This window comes from Alteromonas sp. ABD4_190 (assembly GCF_056160105.1).
Window position 1 is genome coordinate 2688956 of sequence record NZ_JBSWWN010000001.1, and the last position, 19648, is coordinate 2708603.

Here is a 19648-nt window from a genome sequence, read left to right on the forward strand (position 1 = left end):
TTCTATTAGATAGGACAAAATGGAAGCAGCAAATTACCCATTATTTTTTATTCATATATCTAAAACTGCAGGTTCTAGTTTCCGCGTAGCGGCCGAGCGCTACTTCGGTAAAGAGCATGTCTTCTATGATTATGGGCCCAAAGCAAATGAGACAAACCCCGACATAAAAACGTTAGATTATGAAAAACGTGATCGTTACGCAGCTGGAATGAAGATAGTAGAAAAAGCTAAATTCCTTACAGGGCATATTAATCACCCTAAATATGCGCCATTTATTCCGGCTAAGAATGCAATTACCTTCGTTCGTGATCCTATCCAACAAGTTCGTTCTCATTACGAACATTTTACGCGACACCACCGTTACAAGCGTTCATTCAGTGAATTCGTAAATGAGCCGCGATTTAAAAACGTACAATACAAAGCGTTTCAAGGCACGTGGCCTGACGCTATTGGTTTTATAGGTTTGACAGAGCGTTACAATGAATCATTAGCACTCATTAACAAGATGTATTCTATTGATATTCAAGGATTGGATATCAATAAAAATACAGAGAAAAAATCTTCAAGCTATGAATTATCTGACGAAGAGATTGCGCTGATAAAAAAGCATAACAAAGAAGATTTTAAGCTCTATGAATATGCGCTCACACGGTTTGAACGACAAAAGTTGGCTATAGAGTCTGATAGTCCTTTTATTCGCTATGGTAAGACAAGCATGGCTACAAGTCATGAAGGCAAAATGATGAAAGGTTGGGCTGCCGATTACGACAGCCAGGCCCCTGTAGCTATAGAAGTGCGTGTTGGTAAGAAAAAAATAGTTGAACTATCAGCCAGTGAATACAGAAGCACCGCAAACGAAAGAAACGTTCATCGAAAGGGTTTTGTTGGGTTTAGTTTTACTTATCCAAAAAAACTAAAAGATGGTACTCAAGTTGATTTTATTATTAAACAAACTGGTGAAGTTTTGTTAAGTGACATTGTTAAGTCCTAGTACTTCAATGTCCTCATTGTACGGCTCAACTTTTGTCACTTCACGTTTCACTTGAACAGTCTTGCTATTTATTAGACGAGGCCAGATATTATAATGCCTAGTGTAGTAAGCATGAAATTGCTGACCCCCCTAATTTTGGATGTACCTGATTAGGAGGGGCTTACTTTCTGAATAAGGTTTGCCGCGGCACTTTTCAAATCATCACTACCTACAGAAACTAATTCCTCAACATAATTTGAGAATTGTTTATTGGTAATAAAAAGTTCTCCATGTGATTTCAGCATAAGAATGATGTCTTTATCTTTTCTATGCTTCAAGAAACCTATTAAACGATTACAATGCTTAGCCTCTTTAGGCATAGCAAATTGGTTGTAGGGCATCCCTTCTAAAATTCCGAAAGCCTGTTGGTATTTCCAAGATGTGCCTGTGTTAGAGTCAATCGATTTGAATACACACCCTGTACCAGAAAAGTATTCGTTGAAATCTAGCGTGTTATCTTTAGTGATCCCATATAGGTTAGTATAAGCTGTTATTGCTCCAGGCCCGGTACAACTCCAAACATCGTACATAAGAGTTTCAGTTTGAAAGCATCGATCAATAAATTTCAATACATCAAGTGCTAGTTCATGCTTTTTGGTGAGGTAAAACGCCATATTAGTATGCCAATAGCCACCAAACTTGTCCTTCCTATGAAACATCACGAAATCTTGATTGTTACTTAGGTAAGCTAGGTGCCGCTTTATCTGTAAGTCACAATCGAGATACCAACCTCCATAAAGATAAAGTGCCATCAATCTGACTATGTCAGATTTTGCGGCAGGAATATTTATAATATCTAAATCAATAAATATACCTGTATCAGTATGAAATTCTTTACATATCCTTTTTGCTTTTTCAGCATCAATTAACTCAATGTTAGCGTCATAATGTATAGCTTCTGCAGTTTTTATATTATTGGAATATGCATTTGGGAAGTTAGCAGGATTATCCCAGTAAAAAAATATATTCAATTGTTACCTCTTTCTCACTAATGAGCTTACTAATTTTTGTATGTGGATCTCACGGATGTACAAAGAATCAACTAAGTGATGGTCATCAATGGAGGGTATATGAAACTTATTAACTGCTAACGTACTCAGATCACTCGTTTCCTTTACCACATCAAAATAGCCAAAATCATTATTTTCACATTCTGCTTTTAGCATTTGGTTGAAGTAAAGATGCGCGCCGTTTCTTTCAATATTCGAAGCAAGCAAGTCTTTGAGTTTTTGACTTGCATATTTCCTCTGTTCAGGATCTGAAATATTTTCTGATATGATACGACTAGTGTAGTTTATGGCTTTGTTTCGTGATTCAGTTAACGTTGATAGATTAATTCCTTTAAATGTAATACTCAACTTTGGATGGGATTCAACAAAATTAAGCGTTCGATTCATGTAGCTTTTAATTAAATCTTGAATAAAGTCAGTATAACTAACGTCATCATCTTTAAAGACTTTACGATAATAATAACCCAACTCTATATCAACTTGGCCGAACGCGAAACAAATATGGTCAGGGGAAAACTCCTCAATTTCAGATACTAAAGTACCGTAAGAGTCTAAGCTAGAGCGCCGGCGTCCAAATCCTGTTATCGTAGCCCCTGAAAGTGGGATGACCTTTATAGACAGGCCTCTCGTGTTCGGTACGCAGTCTCTTAACTCTGGCGTTATGTTGAAATACTTAGAATGGCTGTCACCTATAACGAGAATTTTCATAAGTATGCTTCTACTACCTTTTTATATTTATCAATTACTATACTTTTGTTTTGCTTTGCTTCGTTTAGTATTTCTAATGTGATTTCTGCAATCGCACGTGCTGGCTCCATATATGTGTGAGCGCTAGGGCTGTTTAAACAAGCTAATAGATCCTTATCTAAATCTAGCTTTGTATTGTCTTCATAGAATTTTGAAAGGATATTTGGTAGCCTCAATTCCTTATTTACGAGAGTATAGTTACTGTCGTTAATGCTTAGTTCATCGACATAGCTGACAATTTCTTGCGGTGCCTTAGTTTCTAACAGGAAATGTTTAACTTTTGTTTTTACCACGCCTAGCCCCTCGTTTATGTTAAGTGACTTAAGCGGCTTTTTTAGTCCTAAGATGGATGAAAAGTCTTTGCATACACAGCCATCAACAAGAACTTTCTTGTCATATATTCTTAGGATAACATTCTGGTTACCGAATATTGCCTGCCATTTCTCTATTTTACTTTTAAAGTCAAGATAGTTTAACAATGTAAATGTAAATTTAGGCATTACTGAATCAGAGTCGTGACCACAAATTGCGCTACTGGGTGATGCCCCATAGAAGGGTTGTTTCGCTGCTTGTTGTTTGAGGGAAATCGCCAGCTTATCTTGACGTCGTAAATAACAAATAACTCTAACTTCATCGAAATATTGTTTGGAGAAGTTAAAGAGTTCTTTAATCTCTTTTTCATCCTCTATGAAAGATAAGTGCTCTGCTGATATTACTGCATTTCCTTTCTTTGAATTGGCGATTAACTCATAAAAAGATCTTTGTGGTTTAGCAACAATATGGCTTCTGTGAGCGGTCACGGAAATCAATTCAGAAGAGTTACCGCTTCCATTTGAAGTCAAAAAATTAACACCTGCATCAGCAAGCTGGTGTTCTGATTGTTTCAAAGACCATTGAAGTGATGTCGTCCCCGTTTTGTGATGTCCCATATGAATGTAGAGAGTTCGTGATCCTTTCAACAAATGTGCTTTATTTGCCGTTGCATCGGGCCTACCTTTCCCTGCCCAACCATCAAATATAGAGCCTATGTCGATACCAATACCACCTTTCTTTTTGATAATGTTGCAATAGTGTTTTCCCAAATATCCTGCCGCAACTAAAAACACATCCCCTCTTCTCTTTACATTTATCTTAGATTCTATTTCTGGATATAGTGTAGGGTAGTGAAACTCTCCACTTTGCATAAATGATTGGTGCCCAGGAATCCTTATATGATCACACTTGGGTAAGTTGAAGTGTGATGCTATTTGGTCGGTTATGTCAGTATGGGATATGACTGTTAGTTGATCTAGGTCTTTTAAAAGCCGGTTGAACAGGCCTTCTTTGTGAAAGGGTTTAAATATAAAATGATCAAATATGGGTACGCTTTTTTCGACTGACGCCTCGATTGTCGTAAGACAAACTGATTGCGCCGCTTGTGGGATTATATTGGTGTCATTGGTGCTATCTCTGAAATGAAGCCAACTAGGAGCACCAACAATGTCTGCATTTTTTATTGCGTCTAAAACTAAAGATTGAAGACGAGTCATACTAGGTTGGAGATAGTCGACACCAAAGACTCGTTTTAGCTCTTCTACTACACTACTACCAAACTGGTAGGTTAGAACTTGATTCAGAAAAATGTCTTTATTGAACAGATTGGGGTAGGCTAACACTCTTCCTTCACCATCTCCCAGTCTAACCATCGAAAATGGCTCTTTTTTGGTTATCGCATTTTTAAGTAGTTCATATAGCTCGTAAGTACAGTCAAAAGGGTTTTTTTCGTTACTGTAGAATAGTGAACGTTGAAGTTTTTCGGTCTTTCGTATCTGCTCTAAAAGTATGTCTTTCATTCAAATCCAATAGTCTTTTATAAACTTGTCAGCCGTGACAATGATGCATTGTGTTAATTACTATAATACCCAAAACGTATTGTATGTTCTATTTCATTATTGCAGTTTAAGATAGCTACTTCGGGGCGGACCTCACTGGTCACTATTAAGCTTACTGTGGTAGCATACTTCGATAAAATAGAATATATACTCAATTTAAATTGAGTATAGAGGTTGTTATGGATATAAAAAAATTAAAGCTCAGCCGAAAGCCATCGACGCTTTCTCCAAAGGGATCTATTGATGACCTGCAAGGTGGTAATCTTGAAGGGTGGGCGGCACAGATCGGAATCAATGAGCCGTTAGTTGTGGCAGCATATACGAGTGAGGGTGAACTACTCGGTTATGGTAAAGCTGACCAATTGAGGGAGGATTTATTGGAGCATGGGGTTAATGAAGGCTACCATGGATTCAGTATCGCTATAAACGAGGACAATCTATCGCCAGGAAGTGAAATAGTATTAAAGGACTATATTACCCATAAAACTATACAAACAAACAGTTACGTCACCCCAACCTACGATAAGCAGTTATCAGTAAGTGTGGATAGTGTAATTAAAAATCGTCTGAACTTCACGGTAACAAGTAGTGTTGCTATTGGCACAGCTGTACTAAGGTTTTCTCACAAGGGGATCGCTTTCTGTGACCACGCGATAGAGAGTGATAGTACACATTTAAGCGACCATATATGGTTACCTGCTGTTTTACTGAACGGGCATGAAAATCAAGTTGATATACATGTTGTCGGTGCACACGATCGTGCAGGATGGGGAATAGTCAACAGCGACCCAATACTAACGCCGTCAGAATATCTAACCCATAGCAATACTTCCCAGTCATTTATCTCCCGACAAGCAGGCGCGGATTGGAGATATGAATCACTGGTCTTACAATTGGATAATTGTGGAGGAGACGCATCGGCGATTGATCGTATAACAACTGCTCACCGCGTGTTAGTAGAGTCGCATGAAGGGCGGAAATATTATCCGAAGCTCTCTTTGCCCTTTTATAAACAGCCTCAATTTAGCATTATTATTCCTGGCTACAATAAGTTTGAGCTGACGTATCATGCCATCGCGTCAATAATATTGTCTTACAATGAATGTTCCTATGAAGTGATTATCGCAGATGACTGTTCTACAGATGAAACGTCAGAAGCGGAGAATCTAATAGAGAATATCGTGATCTCTCGTAATAAAGATAATTTACGTTTTCTGCGGAGTTGCAACAAAGCATCAAGCTTGGCAAAAGGGAACTTTATTGTTTTTCTCAACAACGACACAGAAGTTAAGTCTCATTGGCTTGATGCTCTTTACGAGCAACATGCAATAGATGAAAGTATTGGCTTAACCGGAAGCAAGTTGCTAAACCTAGATGGAACTTTGCAGGAAGCCGGCGGCATTGTTTGGGGTAATGGCGAGCCATGGAATGCTGGGCGAAATGAAAACCCTTTTGCTCCTGAATGGAACTACGCTCGCGAAGTAGATTATCTCACCGGCGCTGCTATGTGTATCAAAGCAGATGTTTGGAAAGAGGTGGGGGGCTTTAGTGATGAATTTGCGCCTTGCTATTATGAAGATGCCGACTTGGCTTTTAAAGTCCGGGAGGCTGGCTACAGGACAGTTTATGTTCCTCACTCCGAAGTGATCCATTTCGAAGGGCAGAGCCATGGTACCGACCTTAAAAAGGGCTTGAAGGCTTACCAAAAGGTAAATGAAAAGACTTTTCGAGCGAAGTGGTTCAAGCAATTTCGTAACCGCGTAAAACCCTCTTTAACTGAACTTCAACTGGAAAAAGACCGAAATATTGAGCAGCGAGTTCTGGTTCTTGATTATGCAATCCCTCAGCCTAACCAAGATGCGGGCAGTTATGCGGCAGTAGAAGAAATGAAGCTCATGCGTGCTTTGGGCTTTAAAGTAACATTCGTGCCGGATAACCTGGCGCATATGGGGAAGTTTAATCGCCAACTAGAAGCATTAGGTATAGAGGTACTGACGGTGCCATTTTATGTATCAGTCAGGGACGTCTTGGAACGTAGACTGGATGAAATGGATGCCGTGTATATAACCAGATACAGTGTCGCTGAAAAGTATATAGACGTAATTAAGGCCAAAGGGAAACCTGTAATATTCAATAACGCTGACTTGCATTTTCTTAGAGAAATTCGAGCAGCGATTACCGCAGAAGATGAAGACCTGCTAACTAGTGCACTACAAACTAAAAAAGCTGAACTTGCTGTTTGTAAAAAGGCGGACGCAATTCTCTGCTATAACGACAAAGAACATGCGGTTATAACGAGTCATATCTACGAAAGCGATAAGCTGTTTATAACGCCTTGGGTATTAGGAGAGCGCCAGTTTAAAACTCCAATAGATGAACGAGAAGGAATAACTTTCTTGGGAGGGTTTAACCACATGCCTAATATTGAAGCAGTGCTATTTCTGGTAGAGGAGGTTATGCCTAAAGTATTGGCATCGAACCCGGACATTAAGTTGTACGTTTACGGTAGCAAGATGCCAGAATCTATTAGTAAGCTAGAGACTGAAAACATCAAGATGGTAGGCTTTGCTGAAAGTTTAGATGATGTCTTTAACAATCACAAACTGTTTGTTGCTCCATTACTTTCTGGAGCAGGTATTAAAGGTAAAGTTCTTGAAGCGATGGCTTATGGTACGCCCTCAGTGGTAACAGATGTTGCGGCAGAAGGGACTGGCTTAGTAAACAACGTCAATGCTGTGATAACCAATAACGCAAGTGACTTTGCTGCGGCTATTGTTGATTTATATTCAGATAATAAAAAATGCCAAAACTTTTCTGAAGCAACAAGAATCTTATCAGCTGATAAGTTTTCAAGAAGCTCGGGACTAGCAAAATTTAAAGAAATATTTGAAAGTGTCGGGCTGTATACTACGCGTTAACGTTCAAAACTATTACAAGGTCTAAAGCGAAAATGTATGTCAAAAATATATAACAACGCATTTTATGATTTTGGATGTCGGGTTGGGAGCTGACTCGCTGTTGCAAAACAAGTTAACTTCGCTTCATGCTGTGGCAGAACCTCCAATATAATGAAATGCGTTACATGAACTATCTTTCGCTAAAGCAATTAGAGAAGAATTTAGAAAGTTCTGACTACAGACTTAAAATCAGGCCAGACTTTGTTATCAACCCTCGCCACAATTGATGTGAAATCATTCAAAATCTAAATTTAGATGATGTGGTAATTACAGACTTGTGGCACGGAGAAATCGAGCAATTTGCCTTATCTTCTAAGAAAAGGGTTTGACCTAGCTCTCAAGTTGAGTATTGACAAGCGACAAGGTGTTATTCGTGAAAGTGAGCGGTATAAGTAGCAAAAGCTCCTGAATCTATGAAATGATTTGTAGAGAGTTAGCTGAGTCTTTGATTAGATAAACCTGGAATGATAATGAAAAAGTTAGTTTTAGATATAGACGGAACTATAACAATTGATAGTGACAAGCCATATTCTGAAAAGCCCGTTAACAAGCAGTTCGTAAAGCAAATGAATGAGTATAAAAGAATGGGATTTGAAATAATCTTATTTACCTCAAGAAATATGCGTACCTACGACGGGAATATAGGGAAAATAAACAAAAATACACTCCCCACACTAATGACTTGGCTTGAAAAAAATGAAGTTCCTTACGATGAAATTTACGTAGGCAAGCCTTGGTGTGGTTTTGACGGTTTTTATGTTGATGATAAAGCTATAAGACCGTCAGAGTTTACGTCTCTATCGTATGAAGAAATACAAAGCTTGCTTAATAAGGAAAATCCGTTCAAGGATGGTGGTAATAAATGATCTTAATAACATCAGCGGCTTATGTGGAAGGGGAACTAGTATCTGAGGTTGGTCTAATCCCACCAAGCTTCCTCCCTATAGGTAACAAACGGCTTTATGAACTGCAAGTTGCTCTCGTAAAATCACAATTCCCTGGTGAAGATATATTCTTGTCAATACCAGCGTCTTTTGAAATAAGCAATTACGATCGAGATATCCTTGAAAAAGATCAGGTTACACTTTTACAAGTTCCGGAGGGATTGAGTTTAGGTAATTCAATACTTTTCTGCTGGAATGCTTCTGCTGCCTTTTTCCAGCAACTAAGAGTGCTACATGGGGATACATTGTTTTTAAATTGTACTCTAGGAAAAAATGACTCTGTGTCTTTGCATGCTAACAAAGGTGTCTATCGGCGAGCCACAGTCAATGCAAGTGATAACAAGACATTATCAATTGTCGAAGACAACTGGTCTGGAGACTCTGACATAGTGCTGTCGGGTTATTTTAGTTTCGAAGAGCCTTTAAGGTTGATGAAATATTTAGTTGAGAGCGGCGGGAATTTTACAAAGTCAATTAGTGCATATTCAGAAAGCTGTAAGCTGTCAAAGGTTACCGATGGTATATGGTTGGACTTTGGTCACGTAAATAGTTTTTATAGTTCTCGCACAAAAATAACCACTCAGCGTGCATTCAACGAATTAAACATATCAGAACGTTTTGTAGAAAAGCACTCAAAGACCAACAATAGAAAAATTTTGGCAGAAGGGAAGTGGTTTGAATCTCTCCCAACACAGTTACGCATCCACACGCCCCATCTGCTTGAGTTAAATGAAGATTCAAATGGCGCGAGGTATAAGCTTGAATATTTATACCTGTTACCTTTAAGTGACCTTTATGTTTTTAGCAAACTCCCGGTTAAGCAATGGAAGTCGGTATTTGAAGCCATAAATAGCGCTTTGGAAGATTTCAGTAATCATAGTTCGTCCAATTCCGATATTGATTTGGAGCAGTTTGACAGTCTTTATTCACCAAAGACAATGGAGCGCTTGGAACAGTTCTATAAGCAAAGAGGGAATGAGTTCAAGTCTAAGACCTTTTTCATTTCTGAGTTGGAAAAATCTTTTACTCTTGAACAGTTGGCTACAGATACGGCAAACTATATTTCAAAAACACAAAAATCTGATATTACGATATCTCACGGAGACTTTTGCTTTAGCAATATTTTATATGACAGTCGCGTAGGTTGCATTAAATGTATAGACCCACGTGGAATGCTACCAAATGGCGAAATGAGTGTTTATGGAGATAAAAGGTACGATTTGGCAAAGTTATACCATTCAGTAATAGGGTTATATGACTTTATCATCGCTGGTCAATTTACTATTGAATCTTCGTCAGAGATAGACTTCCCAGTATTAGGTGAAATTGATCCTAACTTATCTGATTACTTTAGAGCCTCAATTCTTGATAAAACAGCCTATAAAGAGAGTGAGATACTTGCGATAACAATTCAATTGTTTATATCAATGTTACCCCTGCACTCAGATAGACCTGAAAGGCAAGATGCCTTTATAGCAAATTCAATTCGTCTTTATAAGTTACTCATGGAGCTAGTTAAATGATTGTAATACCAATGGCGGGGCTTTCTAGTCGTTTCAAGAAAGCAGGCTATTCACTTCCTAAATATATGCTGGAAGCTCATGGGAAGACACTATTTCACCATTCAATAGAAAGTTTTAAAAATTATTTTAATTCTGAGAAATTTTTATTTATTGCTCTCGACGCTTTCGATACGGAAGTCTTTATTCATGCTGAATGCCAGAAGATGGGAATACGACACTTCGAAGTGGTTATTCTCTCAAAGCCAACAAAAGGACAAGCGGAAACTGTTTTTTTAGGATTGGAAAAATCGAATGTAATTAAAGATGAGCACATATTGATTTTTAATATTGACACTTTTAGGCCAAACTTTGAGTGGCCGAGCTACTTAGATATACAAAGTATAGATGGATATTTAGAGACATTCATCGGGAGTGGGAAAAACTGGAGTAATGTAGAGCCGAAGAATAAAAATGATTACTCCGTAAAAAGAACCGCTGAAAAACAGGAGATATCTGAGTACTGTTGCACTGGGCTATATTTTTTTCGAAGCTTTGAAACGTACAAATCACTCTTTTCATCTTACTCCAAAAAAGATTTGGGGGAAGTCGACGCCGGGGAATACTATATCGCACCTATGTACAACATGATGATAGAAGCTGGCGCGGATGTAAGGTTTAGCGTAATTAGCAAAGATGACGTAATTTTTTGTGGAATCCCTGAAGAGTATGAAGAGTTTAAGAAGCTGCCAGCTTATGAGAGTTAAATATGAGTACTAACTTATATAATTCCAAGTTTTACGACAAACAGTCTAACGACAGTTACGTAAGTGCAAAAGTTGTTCTCTCTTGTATACAAAATATATTTAGCAAAAAAATACGCTTTAATTCTATGCTCGACGTAGGTTGCGGCGTAGGTTCGTGGCTCGCCGCAGCCAGTGAGCTAGGCATTAAAGTTCAAAAAGGATTAGACGGAAGCTATGTCAAGGAAGAGCAGTTTCTTGCTGACTACAAAGCCTTTGTACCTACTGACCTGTCTAAGCCAGAGGAAGTTAAGCTATCGGAGTCTAAATTTGATTTAGCTATTAGCCTGGAAGTCGCTGAGCATATACCTCAGGATAAATCTGATAGCTTTATAGACTTATTAACAAAGTCTTCTGATATTGTATTGTTTTCTGCAGCTATTCCCTATCAAGGGGGGCATGGCCATGTTAACGAAAACTGGCTCGAATATTGGTGTGAAAAATTTCTACATAGAGGCTATCTAGCGCTTGACTTAATTCGCCCTCAAATCTGGTCAGAGAAAGATGTCTGTTGGTGGTATAAGCAAAATTGTATGCTATTCGTGAACATAAGCGCTCAACAGCTGTTACCCGATAATATAGCGTTCACAAAGCCAAGGAGCCTTGTACATCCTGAGCAGTTCATTACAGCGGTGCACAGAGAGCAAACTCAAAGAATATATTCACACAACGAGGACATAAAATACTGGAATAGCTGTTCAAACGATGAAAAAGTTAAGAGTGTTCAAAGCTATGGAACTGAGTATAGCTATACTGAAAATGAGACAGAAGAAGTTATTTCTTTAAGTGAGCTTAAAGAGCGCTTAAAAAGCGAACCAAATGACATACTCATTGATGCTGTTTCACCGATAAAGTCTAAGAACATATATTTTGACGATATTTCTTTGCATAGTGTTAAACATCGAGTTCCCGATTTCCTATGCGTTGGAGCACAAAAATCTGGCACCACTTGGTTAGATTCCTTGTTTAGGCGACAAAAAGGCTTGTGGCTACCTCCCTTAAAAGAGTTAAGCTTTTTTAATAGCTTATCGTTTGAGCCAACATCAGCTTTTTCTGGAAACTGGAGAAGGGGGGCAGCGTTTGATAGATTGAGGATGGCACTGAATAACAATCATGTAATTGATCAAAAGTGGTTCGAAATTCTTAGTCATCTATGTAAGGATAATGTGGACTTAGACTGGTATCTGAGCATTTTTAGTAAAGCTCCTGCCAATAGTCTTGTTGGCGAATTTACACCGGAATATATGCTTTTGCCAGAAGAAGCAATCTCTTGTATTCAACGTATAAATCCAAAATTGAAATTGATCTTTATACTTAGAAAGCCTTCCGAACGAACTGAATCACACCTTCGAATGCTGGCATCCCAAGGTATACCACTAAGTAAAAATTGTATGGAGGACTTAGCAGTTACCGAAAGCGTTAGGTATAGGTCAGAATACAAGATGCACTTAGCGAACTGGAGAAAGTATTTCCCCAGAGAGCAAATGCTAATTCTTGACTACTCTTCAATTAACAGTTCTAGCGAGCGACTTAAGTGCAAGTTAAGTGAGTTTATGAATATAGAGTTTGATTTACCGGCGAGGATTTTTAATAAAAGAGTTCACGCAAGTAAAACAGATATCAAGCTACCATCACTATTTATTCAGGACAGCTATAGAGAACTGGACAGACAGTGGGAGAACATGGAGTTTGACTGATTGTAATTACAAATTGTGTTAATTAGAGGAACCAGTGTGACTAAATTAAGAACGCCTGAACCTTACATTCTAAGTGTCTTGGACTAGTCACACAATTACGGAACTAATATATACTAGCAAACTCTACTTAATCGCGATGCAATGGCATCGAAGTTTTCTCTCATTTTACCATGTGATGGGATAGTTTTTTCTATAACTGATAGTAGATTCTTAGCTCTTTCAATCTGACCAGAAACTTCTAATAAAACAATCGTTTTGAGCATATAAAATTCGGAGCTTTCGAAACCAGTATCTTCAATAACGTCAGTACATTTCTGTGCGTAGTACAAGGCTTCGTCAATTCTCCCAAGTTTTTTCTGAATTTCGGACATATAATCTAAAAATAAGTAGTTGGATTCATTTAGTTCTATAGCTTTTTTTAGTAGTTCAGTTTTACTGATGTAATCGGCTTGAACTAAGCTTAAAGCGAAAAAAGCATAACTTTTAAAGTGGAGGTTTGAAGTTGGTAAGTTAGCATATTTCTCTAGCTTTATGATTTCTTCTTTACTTAAGGATTTGTTTATTATTGCATTGTTGATTTCATTATAAGCTTCACAGCTCCCTATTATATCGGTTGATATATTTTTTAACAGATTATCTTCTGCATCATTAAGCATGCTTTCTATCAAATTTCGTAAGCCAATTTTTCTATCAATAAATGGTGGGACCCTATGTCCACCATTAGTGATCGTCCTAATTCTAACGAAATCGAATTTTCTTAAGCTTTGAACGAAAATATGGTCAGAAAAACAAGCTTCCCCAATTAGAATGTCCGTCTTGATCGCTGATGAAGCGAGAATACTAGTGAGACTCGGTCGCAAATTTTTCTCTAATTTGTCTCTACATAAAGAGTTATAGTATCCACCTTTAGCGCCCAATTCAGCCTCTACGCCAGTAACGATAGCTTTGTCACCGTGGCATAAGGCTCCGTATAAAATCGCACCATAAGCCCCCATCGAGCCACCATAAAAGATAGAACGTTTAGTCCCAAGACTTTTAATCGCCTCCATAATGCTTTTTGATACTTCAGATACATTGTTCCCCAAACCCGGTATAGGTTTGATATACCAATTATTGTCCGGACAATTTATAAACACTAAGTTTGCATTAAAATTTCCTAATGCATGTATAGCGGAGAATTTGTTGGGAGGAACATTGGCGCTGGAAAAAACAATAACGGTAGTATCTTTTGCATTATCAATAATTTTCAAAAATTCAACCGACACTTTTCATATCCTTCTCAAATGCAGCTTCAAGAAGTATTACGTTATATCTATCCCTTGTTAGCCAGCAATTAAATGGTAATATGGAGTATTTTAATCCCTGCTCGTTACAAATGCTCCACATTAAATTATGTGGGGATTTAATCTCAGCGAGCGGGTCATTGAAAGGTTTTTCCCCACTTTCTCGTAAATATTGATATGTACTTGCCACGTAATCAATGTTTTTAGAACTTCCTATGTAAATTTGATCATCTAAAAAGCGTGACACGCAAAAGCCTGTAGCGATTGAATTAGAGGAGATGATACTTTCAATGTCTATCTTCTCACTGACGACTAAATCGGGTCTAATACGAACTACTGCGTCGAATATCATATCATTCGATTCTTCATAATTGCGCTTCATCCGATTGCACTTATCCATCTTGTAAAGCATTTTTTTTGTATTTTCGGATATTTCTATTCCAAAGACTTCTTCTTTGTAATCGCTTTCATCCTCCAAATCTACTATCGCAGAAGGGTAACTCCGGTCTAAATCCTCTGCATTGATGAAATCTTCATCTTGGATTTGTTTTTCAATTTCACCGAAAAAATTTGGAAACTTCGAGCGCATGTCTTCCTCGCTTGAAGAGTTTTGCACTATTAAACCTGCGATTTTGGGAGAAGCGATTCTCGATAGCTGCGGAAAATTAAGTGCACCAGCAGTTTTTCGTCCAATATTTTTCCAAGTACTTATGAAAAATTTTACATCATACTCAGCTAAGGCATCTTTCAGTTTATTGGAAGCGAATTGGTAGTTTCTCATTTGGCCTGATATACAGACGGCGACTTTTTTCTTAGTACTTGATTTAATTTTTGTCTTAGAAAGTAAACTATTTAGTTCACAAGTTTTGATAAAACCTTTAGAGAAAGACTTCCTATAGATTGCAGATAAATATTTCCCTCTGTTTAAGCTTATCGTAACGAGAAAAGGAACACGCAGCTTACTCTCAAGCTTTGGAATTAACTTTCTTAGTCGTTTAATTCTAGTAAAAATTACCAAAAGTCTATTAGCCGTAGCGGCTGAAGCATTATGCAAGTAGGGATCTGCTTGCTTTTCATCAAATTTTTCTATGTCCAATAATTCTATTATCTGTTCGTCCTTTAATTCAGTAAAAAAATTACTCGAACTGACGAGAGATAGAATACAACTTTCTTTTGCAATAGAAGCGGCTTTTTCCCATAGCCCGTTCGCGATAAGAGCGTTAATAGTCAACTCACGATCTGAAAAGTCATTAGCACTTTCCATTGAGAAGGCATAGTAAGGGGCATTTAATAGGTTATAGTTTCGTAACTTATTGTTCATTTTTTGTATAACACTCAAACCATTCTAAATTTTTTTCTTGGTATTTGATAACTTCATCAATTGCGTTCTGGGAAATATGATATTTTTTTCCAACATGAACTTTTTCATTAGCATCAGCAATAAATCCTTCACTTTCTATACCTAAAAATTTACTAAGTTTCTTCAACTGTTCTCTACCATCGATTTTTAAGTTGTCTGATAACAATGGCAGAAAATTTTCTTCGCCGAAGTGACAAGTCCATTTATCTATGATCTTTTGATAATTTCCACGTTCAATAACATCCCAATCGGATGCACAAGACTTAACAAAATCGTCTATATCGGACTGTTTAGAATTTTCATCAAATCCATTTTGCAAAAGGCGCATCCGAATACCAGACAATGCTCTTTGAATAGGGTCTCTCATCACGAATATAATTTTTAGATTTGGATATTTTTGTTTTAAGCTATTTACATGATCGTGATTCAGGAGCGAATATTCGGGGGTCATTTCACCTTTAATACTGTCTTTGGGAGCAAAATTGAATACTTGCTCATACCATTGGTAGTCAATATTCGCCGACTCGCCAATATGTACTGCTTGTTTAATTTTGGCCCAGTCAATGGTAGGTGAATTATTTAATGCAAAAGAAATTGCCTTTGATGCATGAGAGCTTCTATGTTTTGATGTCCATTTAAAAGCGTCTGCCATGTAAAACGAATTGAAAAACTGCAGCTCTTTTACAACTGGCGTCCAAATATCAGGGTGGCTTTTAAACATTTTATCAAGCCAGGTTGTTCCCGCTTTTTGTGCACCTATAACTAAGAAATCGGGTTGTGACATTTTGTAATCTCCTAATTTTTAAAAGTTCTGTCTGCTATTAAAAAAATTATTTTGCAGGAACTTTTCCCATGTAGGAAAAAACTGCATGTCGTAGTTGCCTTTCTCATTGCTTCTTTTGAGGTAATGCAATTGATTATGAGTGATATTTCTTATTTCGATATCATATTTTTCTGCAATTTCTAGCATTATTTGCTCACTATAGGAGAGGTCGCAATCACTCTTAGTATTTATAATGATTTTCGGAAAGCCAGATGATACTGTAAATAGATTGTCAATATCACTTAGCGACGCTATATCTACATAACGTGATGGCGTTTCACCAGCTAAAAGAGATATGAATTGGTCAGCAAGTGAGGTATTCGGACTTCCTATTACCCAACATTCTTCAATTTTTTGTTTCGTTACCTCTAGATCTAAATGGATGTGCCCTAGAGAAGGGAAATAGTGTTTATCTACAATACTATTGTAAGATTTGTATGTTAGCTTATTCTTAATTTTATCTGACTCGATTGGAATAAGTGAGATAACTAATGTATTAGCTTCTATTTTGATATCAGGAAAGGTTTCACTCAGATTTAGTAGTGTAGTCGGTTTCTGTTCTGTGATGATCTTTTCTAAGTCTTGGGCTTCAACAAAATTTATAAATTTTGAATGAGGGCGGCCCTCTGTTGGCTTTCCAACCACAAAGTAAGAAGCATTTTTAAAGTTCCAATTACATAGATCAATCTTAGCTTGTGCTATGTAGTGAGCCAGTTTGTTTTTCATACCATATTCACTTGGCAATAAAACGAAAACTTGCTTGCGCTTAAGAATGTCTTCTTTGAGCTCTGAAAGTTCATCCCAGATTTTTTGCTCAGTGACTTTATGAGATTTTGCTGATGCATCTGAAAGATAAATTAGCTCATCCGATGCGTAAGAACAGTCAGTCATTGCTAATGCCATTTCTTCAAATGATGTAAGCTCATGAAAGTCATGGCACGCGGTAAATCCTTCCATAGCGTGCTTATGCGAAAACATTGGCTTCGTATGCGATAGGGCTTCCGCAACTTTAATTTTTAACCCTGTTGAAAATTCCATTGGGATGATAGCAGCGTGAATATCATCATAAAATTGGTCAATACTGTCTACATAGCCAACGGTCTTAAAAAATGGGTTATCTTGAACTTCAATTTCATTACAAATAGAACCGGCTATTTCAACCGTTAGCGGCGCACAATATTTCTTAAAGATTGGCGTAGCGCGCTCTATAAATCTTAAAATATTAACTCTGTTAATATTATTGTTCGCACCAATGAAACCGAACTTTACCCCTTCTTCAGTACTTGGAGAAAACGCTTCTCTCCTGTCGTCAATATGTAGAAGTGTAGAAACCTTAGCTTTTGTCCCCATCATTTTGAAATCAGCTTCTTCTTCTTCTTTAATTGCCCAAACTAAATCAGCTCGGTCCAGTGCAATTACTTCCTGATCTTCAGTAGTATGAAAGAACTCTTTGCCTATCCCTTGACTTGCAAGTAACTCACGTCGGCCACTAAATTTGTCATGTGTGTCGAGGACTTTGTAGGTCTTTTCTGGTGCTAGCTCAAGTGCTTTGCTCAGCCACGTATAGTTGACAATACAAACATCATACTCACGAGAAGCGAATGTTTTAGATAGGTGGTTATCAAGTGCCCAGTCCCACCATTCATCTATACGATGGTCGTCACCTTCTTTTGGCCAGTCATGTAAAGGCTTCGAAGGCCACACGTGGTCAACTATATCCCATTGTTCGTCCATTCTTTTACGCGTTTCGATAGGAATATAATCTCGCCAATCCCCCTCGCTTGCATAATGTACGTAATGAATTTCAAATCCCAAAGATTGAAGTTTAGAACAAACGCTGTAAATCCTTTTTCTATTTCCATAGTTCAAAGGCCAAGTGGGGGTGGGTGCGACTACTAACGCTCTTAGAGCTTTATTCTTTTCCATCTTCAATTCCTTCAAGTCCATCGAAGCCTGCAAGGGTTAGAATAGTGTTCGCATATATAGCTGAAAGTTGCCATTGAAATTCACCCGCATCGTCTGTTGCGAAATATAGTCCCTGAAGGTTGCGGTACCTTGGCGGAAGACTACATAGGTAATCTTTTATATTAGTAAGCTGGTCAGCAAGATTTTTTTCAGCCTTTGACGGGTTCATCATGAAATCAGAAGCAGCTTGCCATGCTGAGCGGCGTCTAAACCAGTCTCGTGTCAAACGTTTTCTCTCTACAAGATGGTCGACACTTGCTTTAGGGTTATAGACCTCTATGTATTCGCTTTGCTTGACAAAGTTTATTAATTCACTTTCTTCGTTAGATAGTAAGACTTGTCCGCCACCTTTTCGGCCTAAATTGGTACTGAAACCGCCTGCTGCTTCTAACACCTTTTTGGAAAATGAGATATTTGCACCGGCAAACCATTCGTTACTTCCAGCTACTCTTAGTTCGCCCCCCCAATCAACAACCGAAACGTTGCCTACGAGTGCGTCGCCAAGCCAGGAAGGTCTTGGGATTTCCCAGATAGGTGCGATACGACCACCAACAACTCCAACATTGTCGAAACTTTCAAAGGCATTTAATACTTCTTCTATCCAAGCCTGAGACGCGATTGCATCATCGTCTAAGTAAGATATGTAAGGAGACTTCGCTAGTTTGAAACCGACATTGCGGGCATTAGATAAACCTGGAGTCTTTTCGAACACGTAAGTTAAGTTTTCAATTGATTCGAAGTCTTTCTTTACTGATGCACCTTCACCTGTTTCAGCATCTGGTGTGTTATCAATAATGAGAACTTCAAACTTATCATCATCTAGCGTTTGTTGGGTAAGGCTCTTAACAGCCTTTTTCAAAACTTCGTACCGATTATATGTACAGATAACGACCGAAATAAGAGGCATTTTATAGAACCTCCAATTTGTGAAAGGCAATACCTAACTTCCTGTTATCAGAGGATTCTGGCTTCACCTCAGAAGGTGAAAATAGATGGGGAATAAATAGACTTATTAAAGTATCCTGAACTCTTGAGCTCGCGGGTAAAGCAGCAATAAGTTCAATACCTTCATTTCTTTTTTCGAAGTCATAGCTGACTAAGTTACCATCTACGTATAATTTAATTGAGTTCAGTATTTCTGGCTTAATTGCATTTACAATTGAAATACGCAGTGTTTTTTCTTGTGTTCTATCAACGGGTACGTGGAAATTGTTCAGCCTTTCAGGACCTGTCCAGCGGTAATGACCTTCGTCACCATAAGCTTCCGCCTCATAAAAATTGTCGCCAACTGGGACCACATCGTTGGCATCAATGAGCACTCTCGGCAACTTACTTCTCGTCATCAGCGTAACTTCTGGTAAGTTAAAGAAAAGTTCACTGTCGTACACAGCTTCTTCTAGTTTTTTGATGTGAGCTTTTTGGCTTTTTATGGTTGCGTATAACTCAGCTACTTTTTCTAGTATGTATTCAGCTCTTTCTTCCGAACGATGTGACGAAAACTCGCCTTTCATTTCATTGAAAATTTGATCTTTATCGGTCATCTCGTTTTAACTTCCAAATTATTGCTGGTTTTAATTATAAAATGCATAGGTATTCTGTAATAAAATTACTGGTGAGTCTATGCCTGAATAGGAAGTTCCGCTTTAAACTGGGTGGGGG

At 38.0% G+C, this 19648-nt stretch carries 15 protein-coding genes; 6 read left to right on the forward strand and 9 right to left on the reverse strand.

Translation table 11 applies throughout. From position 1 onward, the window contains the following. Nucleotides 1-19 precede the first annotated feature (19 nt). Nucleotides 20-991: a hypothetical protein gene (locus tag ACXAFM_RS11855; protein WP_474829676.1), complete on the forward strand. Its 972-nt coding sequence runs from the start codon at nucleotides 20-22 to the stop codon at nucleotides 989-991. Between the two features lie 149 nt (nucleotides 992-1140). Here ACXAFM_RS11855 and ACXAFM_RS11860 read toward each other — a convergent pair whose 3' ends face one another. From ACXAFM_RS11860 to ACXAFM_RS11870, 3 genes are read right to left on the reverse strand one after another with little or no spacing between them, the layout of a single operon-like run. Then, nucleotides 1141-2001 (reverse strand): glycosyltransferase, encoded by an 861-nt coding sequence (locus tag ACXAFM_RS11860; protein WP_474829678.1) that lies wholly within the window; start codon nucleotides 1999-2001, stop codon nucleotides 1141-1143. Nucleotides 2002-2004: 3 nt separating this feature from the next. Further along, nucleotides 2005-2748 carry a hypothetical protein gene (locus tag ACXAFM_RS11865; protein ID WP_474829680.1) on the reverse strand — a complete coding sequence of 248 codons (744 nt, stop codon included), beginning with the start codon at nucleotides 2746-2748 and terminating at the stop codon, nucleotides 2005-2007. Next, nucleotides 2745-4619 (reverse strand): GT-D fold domain-containing protein, encoded by a 1875-nt coding sequence (locus ACXAFM_RS11870; RefSeq protein ID WP_474829682.1) that lies wholly within the window; start codon nucleotides 4617-4619, stop codon nucleotides 2745-2747. The genes ACXAFM_RS11865 and ACXAFM_RS11870 overlap by 4 nt, the downstream gene beginning before the upstream one ends. Before the next feature lie 218 nt (nucleotides 4620-4837). Here ACXAFM_RS11870 and ACXAFM_RS11875 point away from each other — a divergent pair, with 218 nt between their 5' ends. The 5 genes from ACXAFM_RS11875 (at nucleotide 4838) to ACXAFM_RS11895 (ending at nucleotide 12558) form a co-directional block, all read left to right on the forward strand. After that, the gene (locus tag ACXAFM_RS11875) at nucleotides 4838-7576 is read left to right on the forward strand and encodes a glycosyltransferase (protein WP_474834663.1); all 2739 of its coding nucleotides are present in this window, start codon (nucleotides 4838-4840) and stop codon (nucleotides 7574-7576) included. A gap of 509 nt (nucleotides 7577-8085) precedes the next feature. Beyond that, entirely contained in the window at nucleotides 8086-8481 is a 396-nt protein-coding gene (locus ACXAFM_RS11880) for an HAD family hydrolase (RefSeq protein WP_474829685.1), read from the forward strand. Further along, on the forward strand, nucleotides 8478-10082 hold the full coding sequence (locus tag ACXAFM_RS11885; RefSeq protein WP_474829687.1) for a capsular biosynthesis protein: 1605 nt from the start codon (nucleotides 8478-8480) through the stop codon (nucleotides 10080-10082). Before ACXAFM_RS11880 ends, ACXAFM_RS11885 begins: the two co-directional genes overlap by 4 nt. Continuing rightward, nucleotides 10079-10825 carry a glycosyltransferase family 2 protein gene (locus tag ACXAFM_RS11890; RefSeq protein WP_474829689.1) on the forward strand — a complete coding sequence of 249 codons (747 nt, stop codon included), beginning with the start codon at nucleotides 10079-10081 and terminating at the stop codon, nucleotides 10823-10825. Before ACXAFM_RS11885 ends, ACXAFM_RS11890 begins: the two co-directional genes overlap by 4 nt. Before the next feature lie 2 nt (nucleotides 10826-10827). Further along, on the forward strand, nucleotides 10828-12558 hold the full coding sequence (locus tag ACXAFM_RS11895) for a class I SAM-dependent methyltransferase (protein ID WP_474829691.1): 1731 nt from the start codon (nucleotides 10828-10830) through the stop codon (nucleotides 12556-12558). Nucleotides 12559-12671: 113 nt separating this feature from the next. On the opposite strand, the gene ACXAFM_RS11900 is transcribed toward ACXAFM_RS11895, so the two are convergent. From ACXAFM_RS11900 to ACXAFM_RS11925, 6 genes are read right to left on the reverse strand one after another with little or no spacing between them, the layout of a single operon-like run. Next, nucleotides 12672-13823 (reverse strand): tetratricopeptide repeat protein, encoded by a 1152-nt coding sequence (locus ACXAFM_RS11900; protein ID WP_474829693.1) that lies wholly within the window; start codon nucleotides 13821-13823, stop codon nucleotides 12672-12674. Beyond that, nucleotides 13813-15162, reverse strand: coding sequence for a hypothetical protein (locus tag ACXAFM_RS11905; protein ID WP_474834665.1), 1350 nt, complete (start codon nucleotides 15160-15162; stop codon nucleotides 13813-13815). Before ACXAFM_RS11905 ends, ACXAFM_RS11900 begins: the two co-directional genes overlap by 11 nt. Then, complete coding sequence (locus tag ACXAFM_RS11910) at nucleotides 15152-15985, reverse strand: sulfotransferase family protein (protein ID WP_474829697.1); 834 nt, start codon at nucleotides 15983-15985, stop codon at nucleotides 15152-15154. The genes ACXAFM_RS11905 and ACXAFM_RS11910 overlap by 11 nt, the downstream gene beginning before the upstream one ends. A gap of 18 nt (nucleotides 15986-16003) precedes the next feature. Then, nucleotides 16004-17950, reverse strand: a complete 1947-nt coding sequence (locus ACXAFM_RS11915; protein WP_474829699.1) for a glycosyltransferase — start codon at nucleotides 17948-17950, stop codon at nucleotides 16004-16006. Beyond that, nucleotides 17937-18896 (reverse strand): glycosyltransferase family 2 protein, encoded by a 960-nt coding sequence (locus tag ACXAFM_RS11920; protein WP_474829701.1) that lies wholly within the window; start codon nucleotides 18894-18896, stop codon nucleotides 17937-17939. Before ACXAFM_RS11920 ends, ACXAFM_RS11915 begins: the two co-directional genes overlap by 14 nt. Before the next feature lies 1 nt (nucleotide 18897). After that, nucleotides 18898-19530 (reverse strand): hypothetical protein, encoded by a 633-nt coding sequence (locus ACXAFM_RS11925; protein WP_474829703.1) that lies wholly within the window; start codon nucleotides 19528-19530, stop codon nucleotides 18898-18900. Nucleotides 19531-19648 lie beyond the last annotated feature (118 nt).

Excerpts from the sequence above, each read along its gene's own strand:
- ACXAFM_RS11890 (WP_474829689.1), top strand. The coding sequence starts at position 10,079 with ATGATTGTAATACCAATGGCGGGGCTTTCTAGTCGTTTCAAGAAAGCA.
- ACXAFM_RS11920 (WP_474829701.1), bottom strand. The coding sequence starts at position 18,896 with ATGCCTCTTATTTCGGTCGTTATCTGTACATATAATCGGTACGAAGTT.
- ACXAFM_RS11865 (WP_474829680.1), bottom strand. The coding sequence starts at position 2,748 with ATGAAAATTCTCGTTATAGGTGACAGCCATTCTAAGTATTTCAACATA.
- ACXAFM_RS11855 (WP_474829676.1), top strand. The coding sequence starts at position 20 with ATGGAAGCAGCAAATTACCCATTATTTTTTATTCATATATCTAAAACT.
- ACXAFM_RS11880 (WP_474829685.1), top strand. The coding sequence starts at position 8,086 with ATGAAAAAGTTAGTTTTAGATATAGACGGAACTATAACAATTGATAGT.
- ACXAFM_RS11895 (WP_474829691.1), top strand. The coding sequence starts at position 10,828 with ATGAGTACTAACTTATATAATTCCAAGTTTTACGACAAACAGTCTAAC.
- ACXAFM_RS11885 (WP_474829687.1), top strand. The coding sequence starts at position 8,478 with ATGATCTTAATAACATCAGCGGCTTATGTGGAAGGGGAACTAGTATCT.
- ACXAFM_RS11925 (WP_474829703.1), bottom strand. The coding sequence starts at position 19,530 with ATGACCGATAAAGATCAAATTTTCAATGAAATGAAAGGCGAGTTTTCG.
- ACXAFM_RS11910 (WP_474829697.1), bottom strand. The coding sequence starts at position 15,985 with ATGTCACAACCCGATTTCTTAGTTATAGGTGCACAAAAAGCGGGAACA.
- ACXAFM_RS11905 (WP_474834665.1), bottom strand. The coding sequence starts at position 15,162 with ATGAACAATAAGTTACGAAACTATAACCTATTAAATGCCCCTTACTAT.
- ACXAFM_RS11875 (WP_474834663.1), top strand. The coding sequence starts at position 4,838 with ATGGATATAAAAAAATTAAAGCTCAGCCGAAAGCCATCGACGCTTTCT.
- ACXAFM_RS11915 (WP_474829699.1), bottom strand. The coding sequence starts at position 17,950 with ATGGAAAAGAATAAAGCTCTAAGAGCGTTAGTAGTCGCACCCACCCCC.
- ACXAFM_RS11870 (WP_474829682.1), bottom strand. The coding sequence starts at position 4,619 with ATGAAAGACATACTTTTAGAGCAGATACGAAAGACCGAAAAACTTCAA.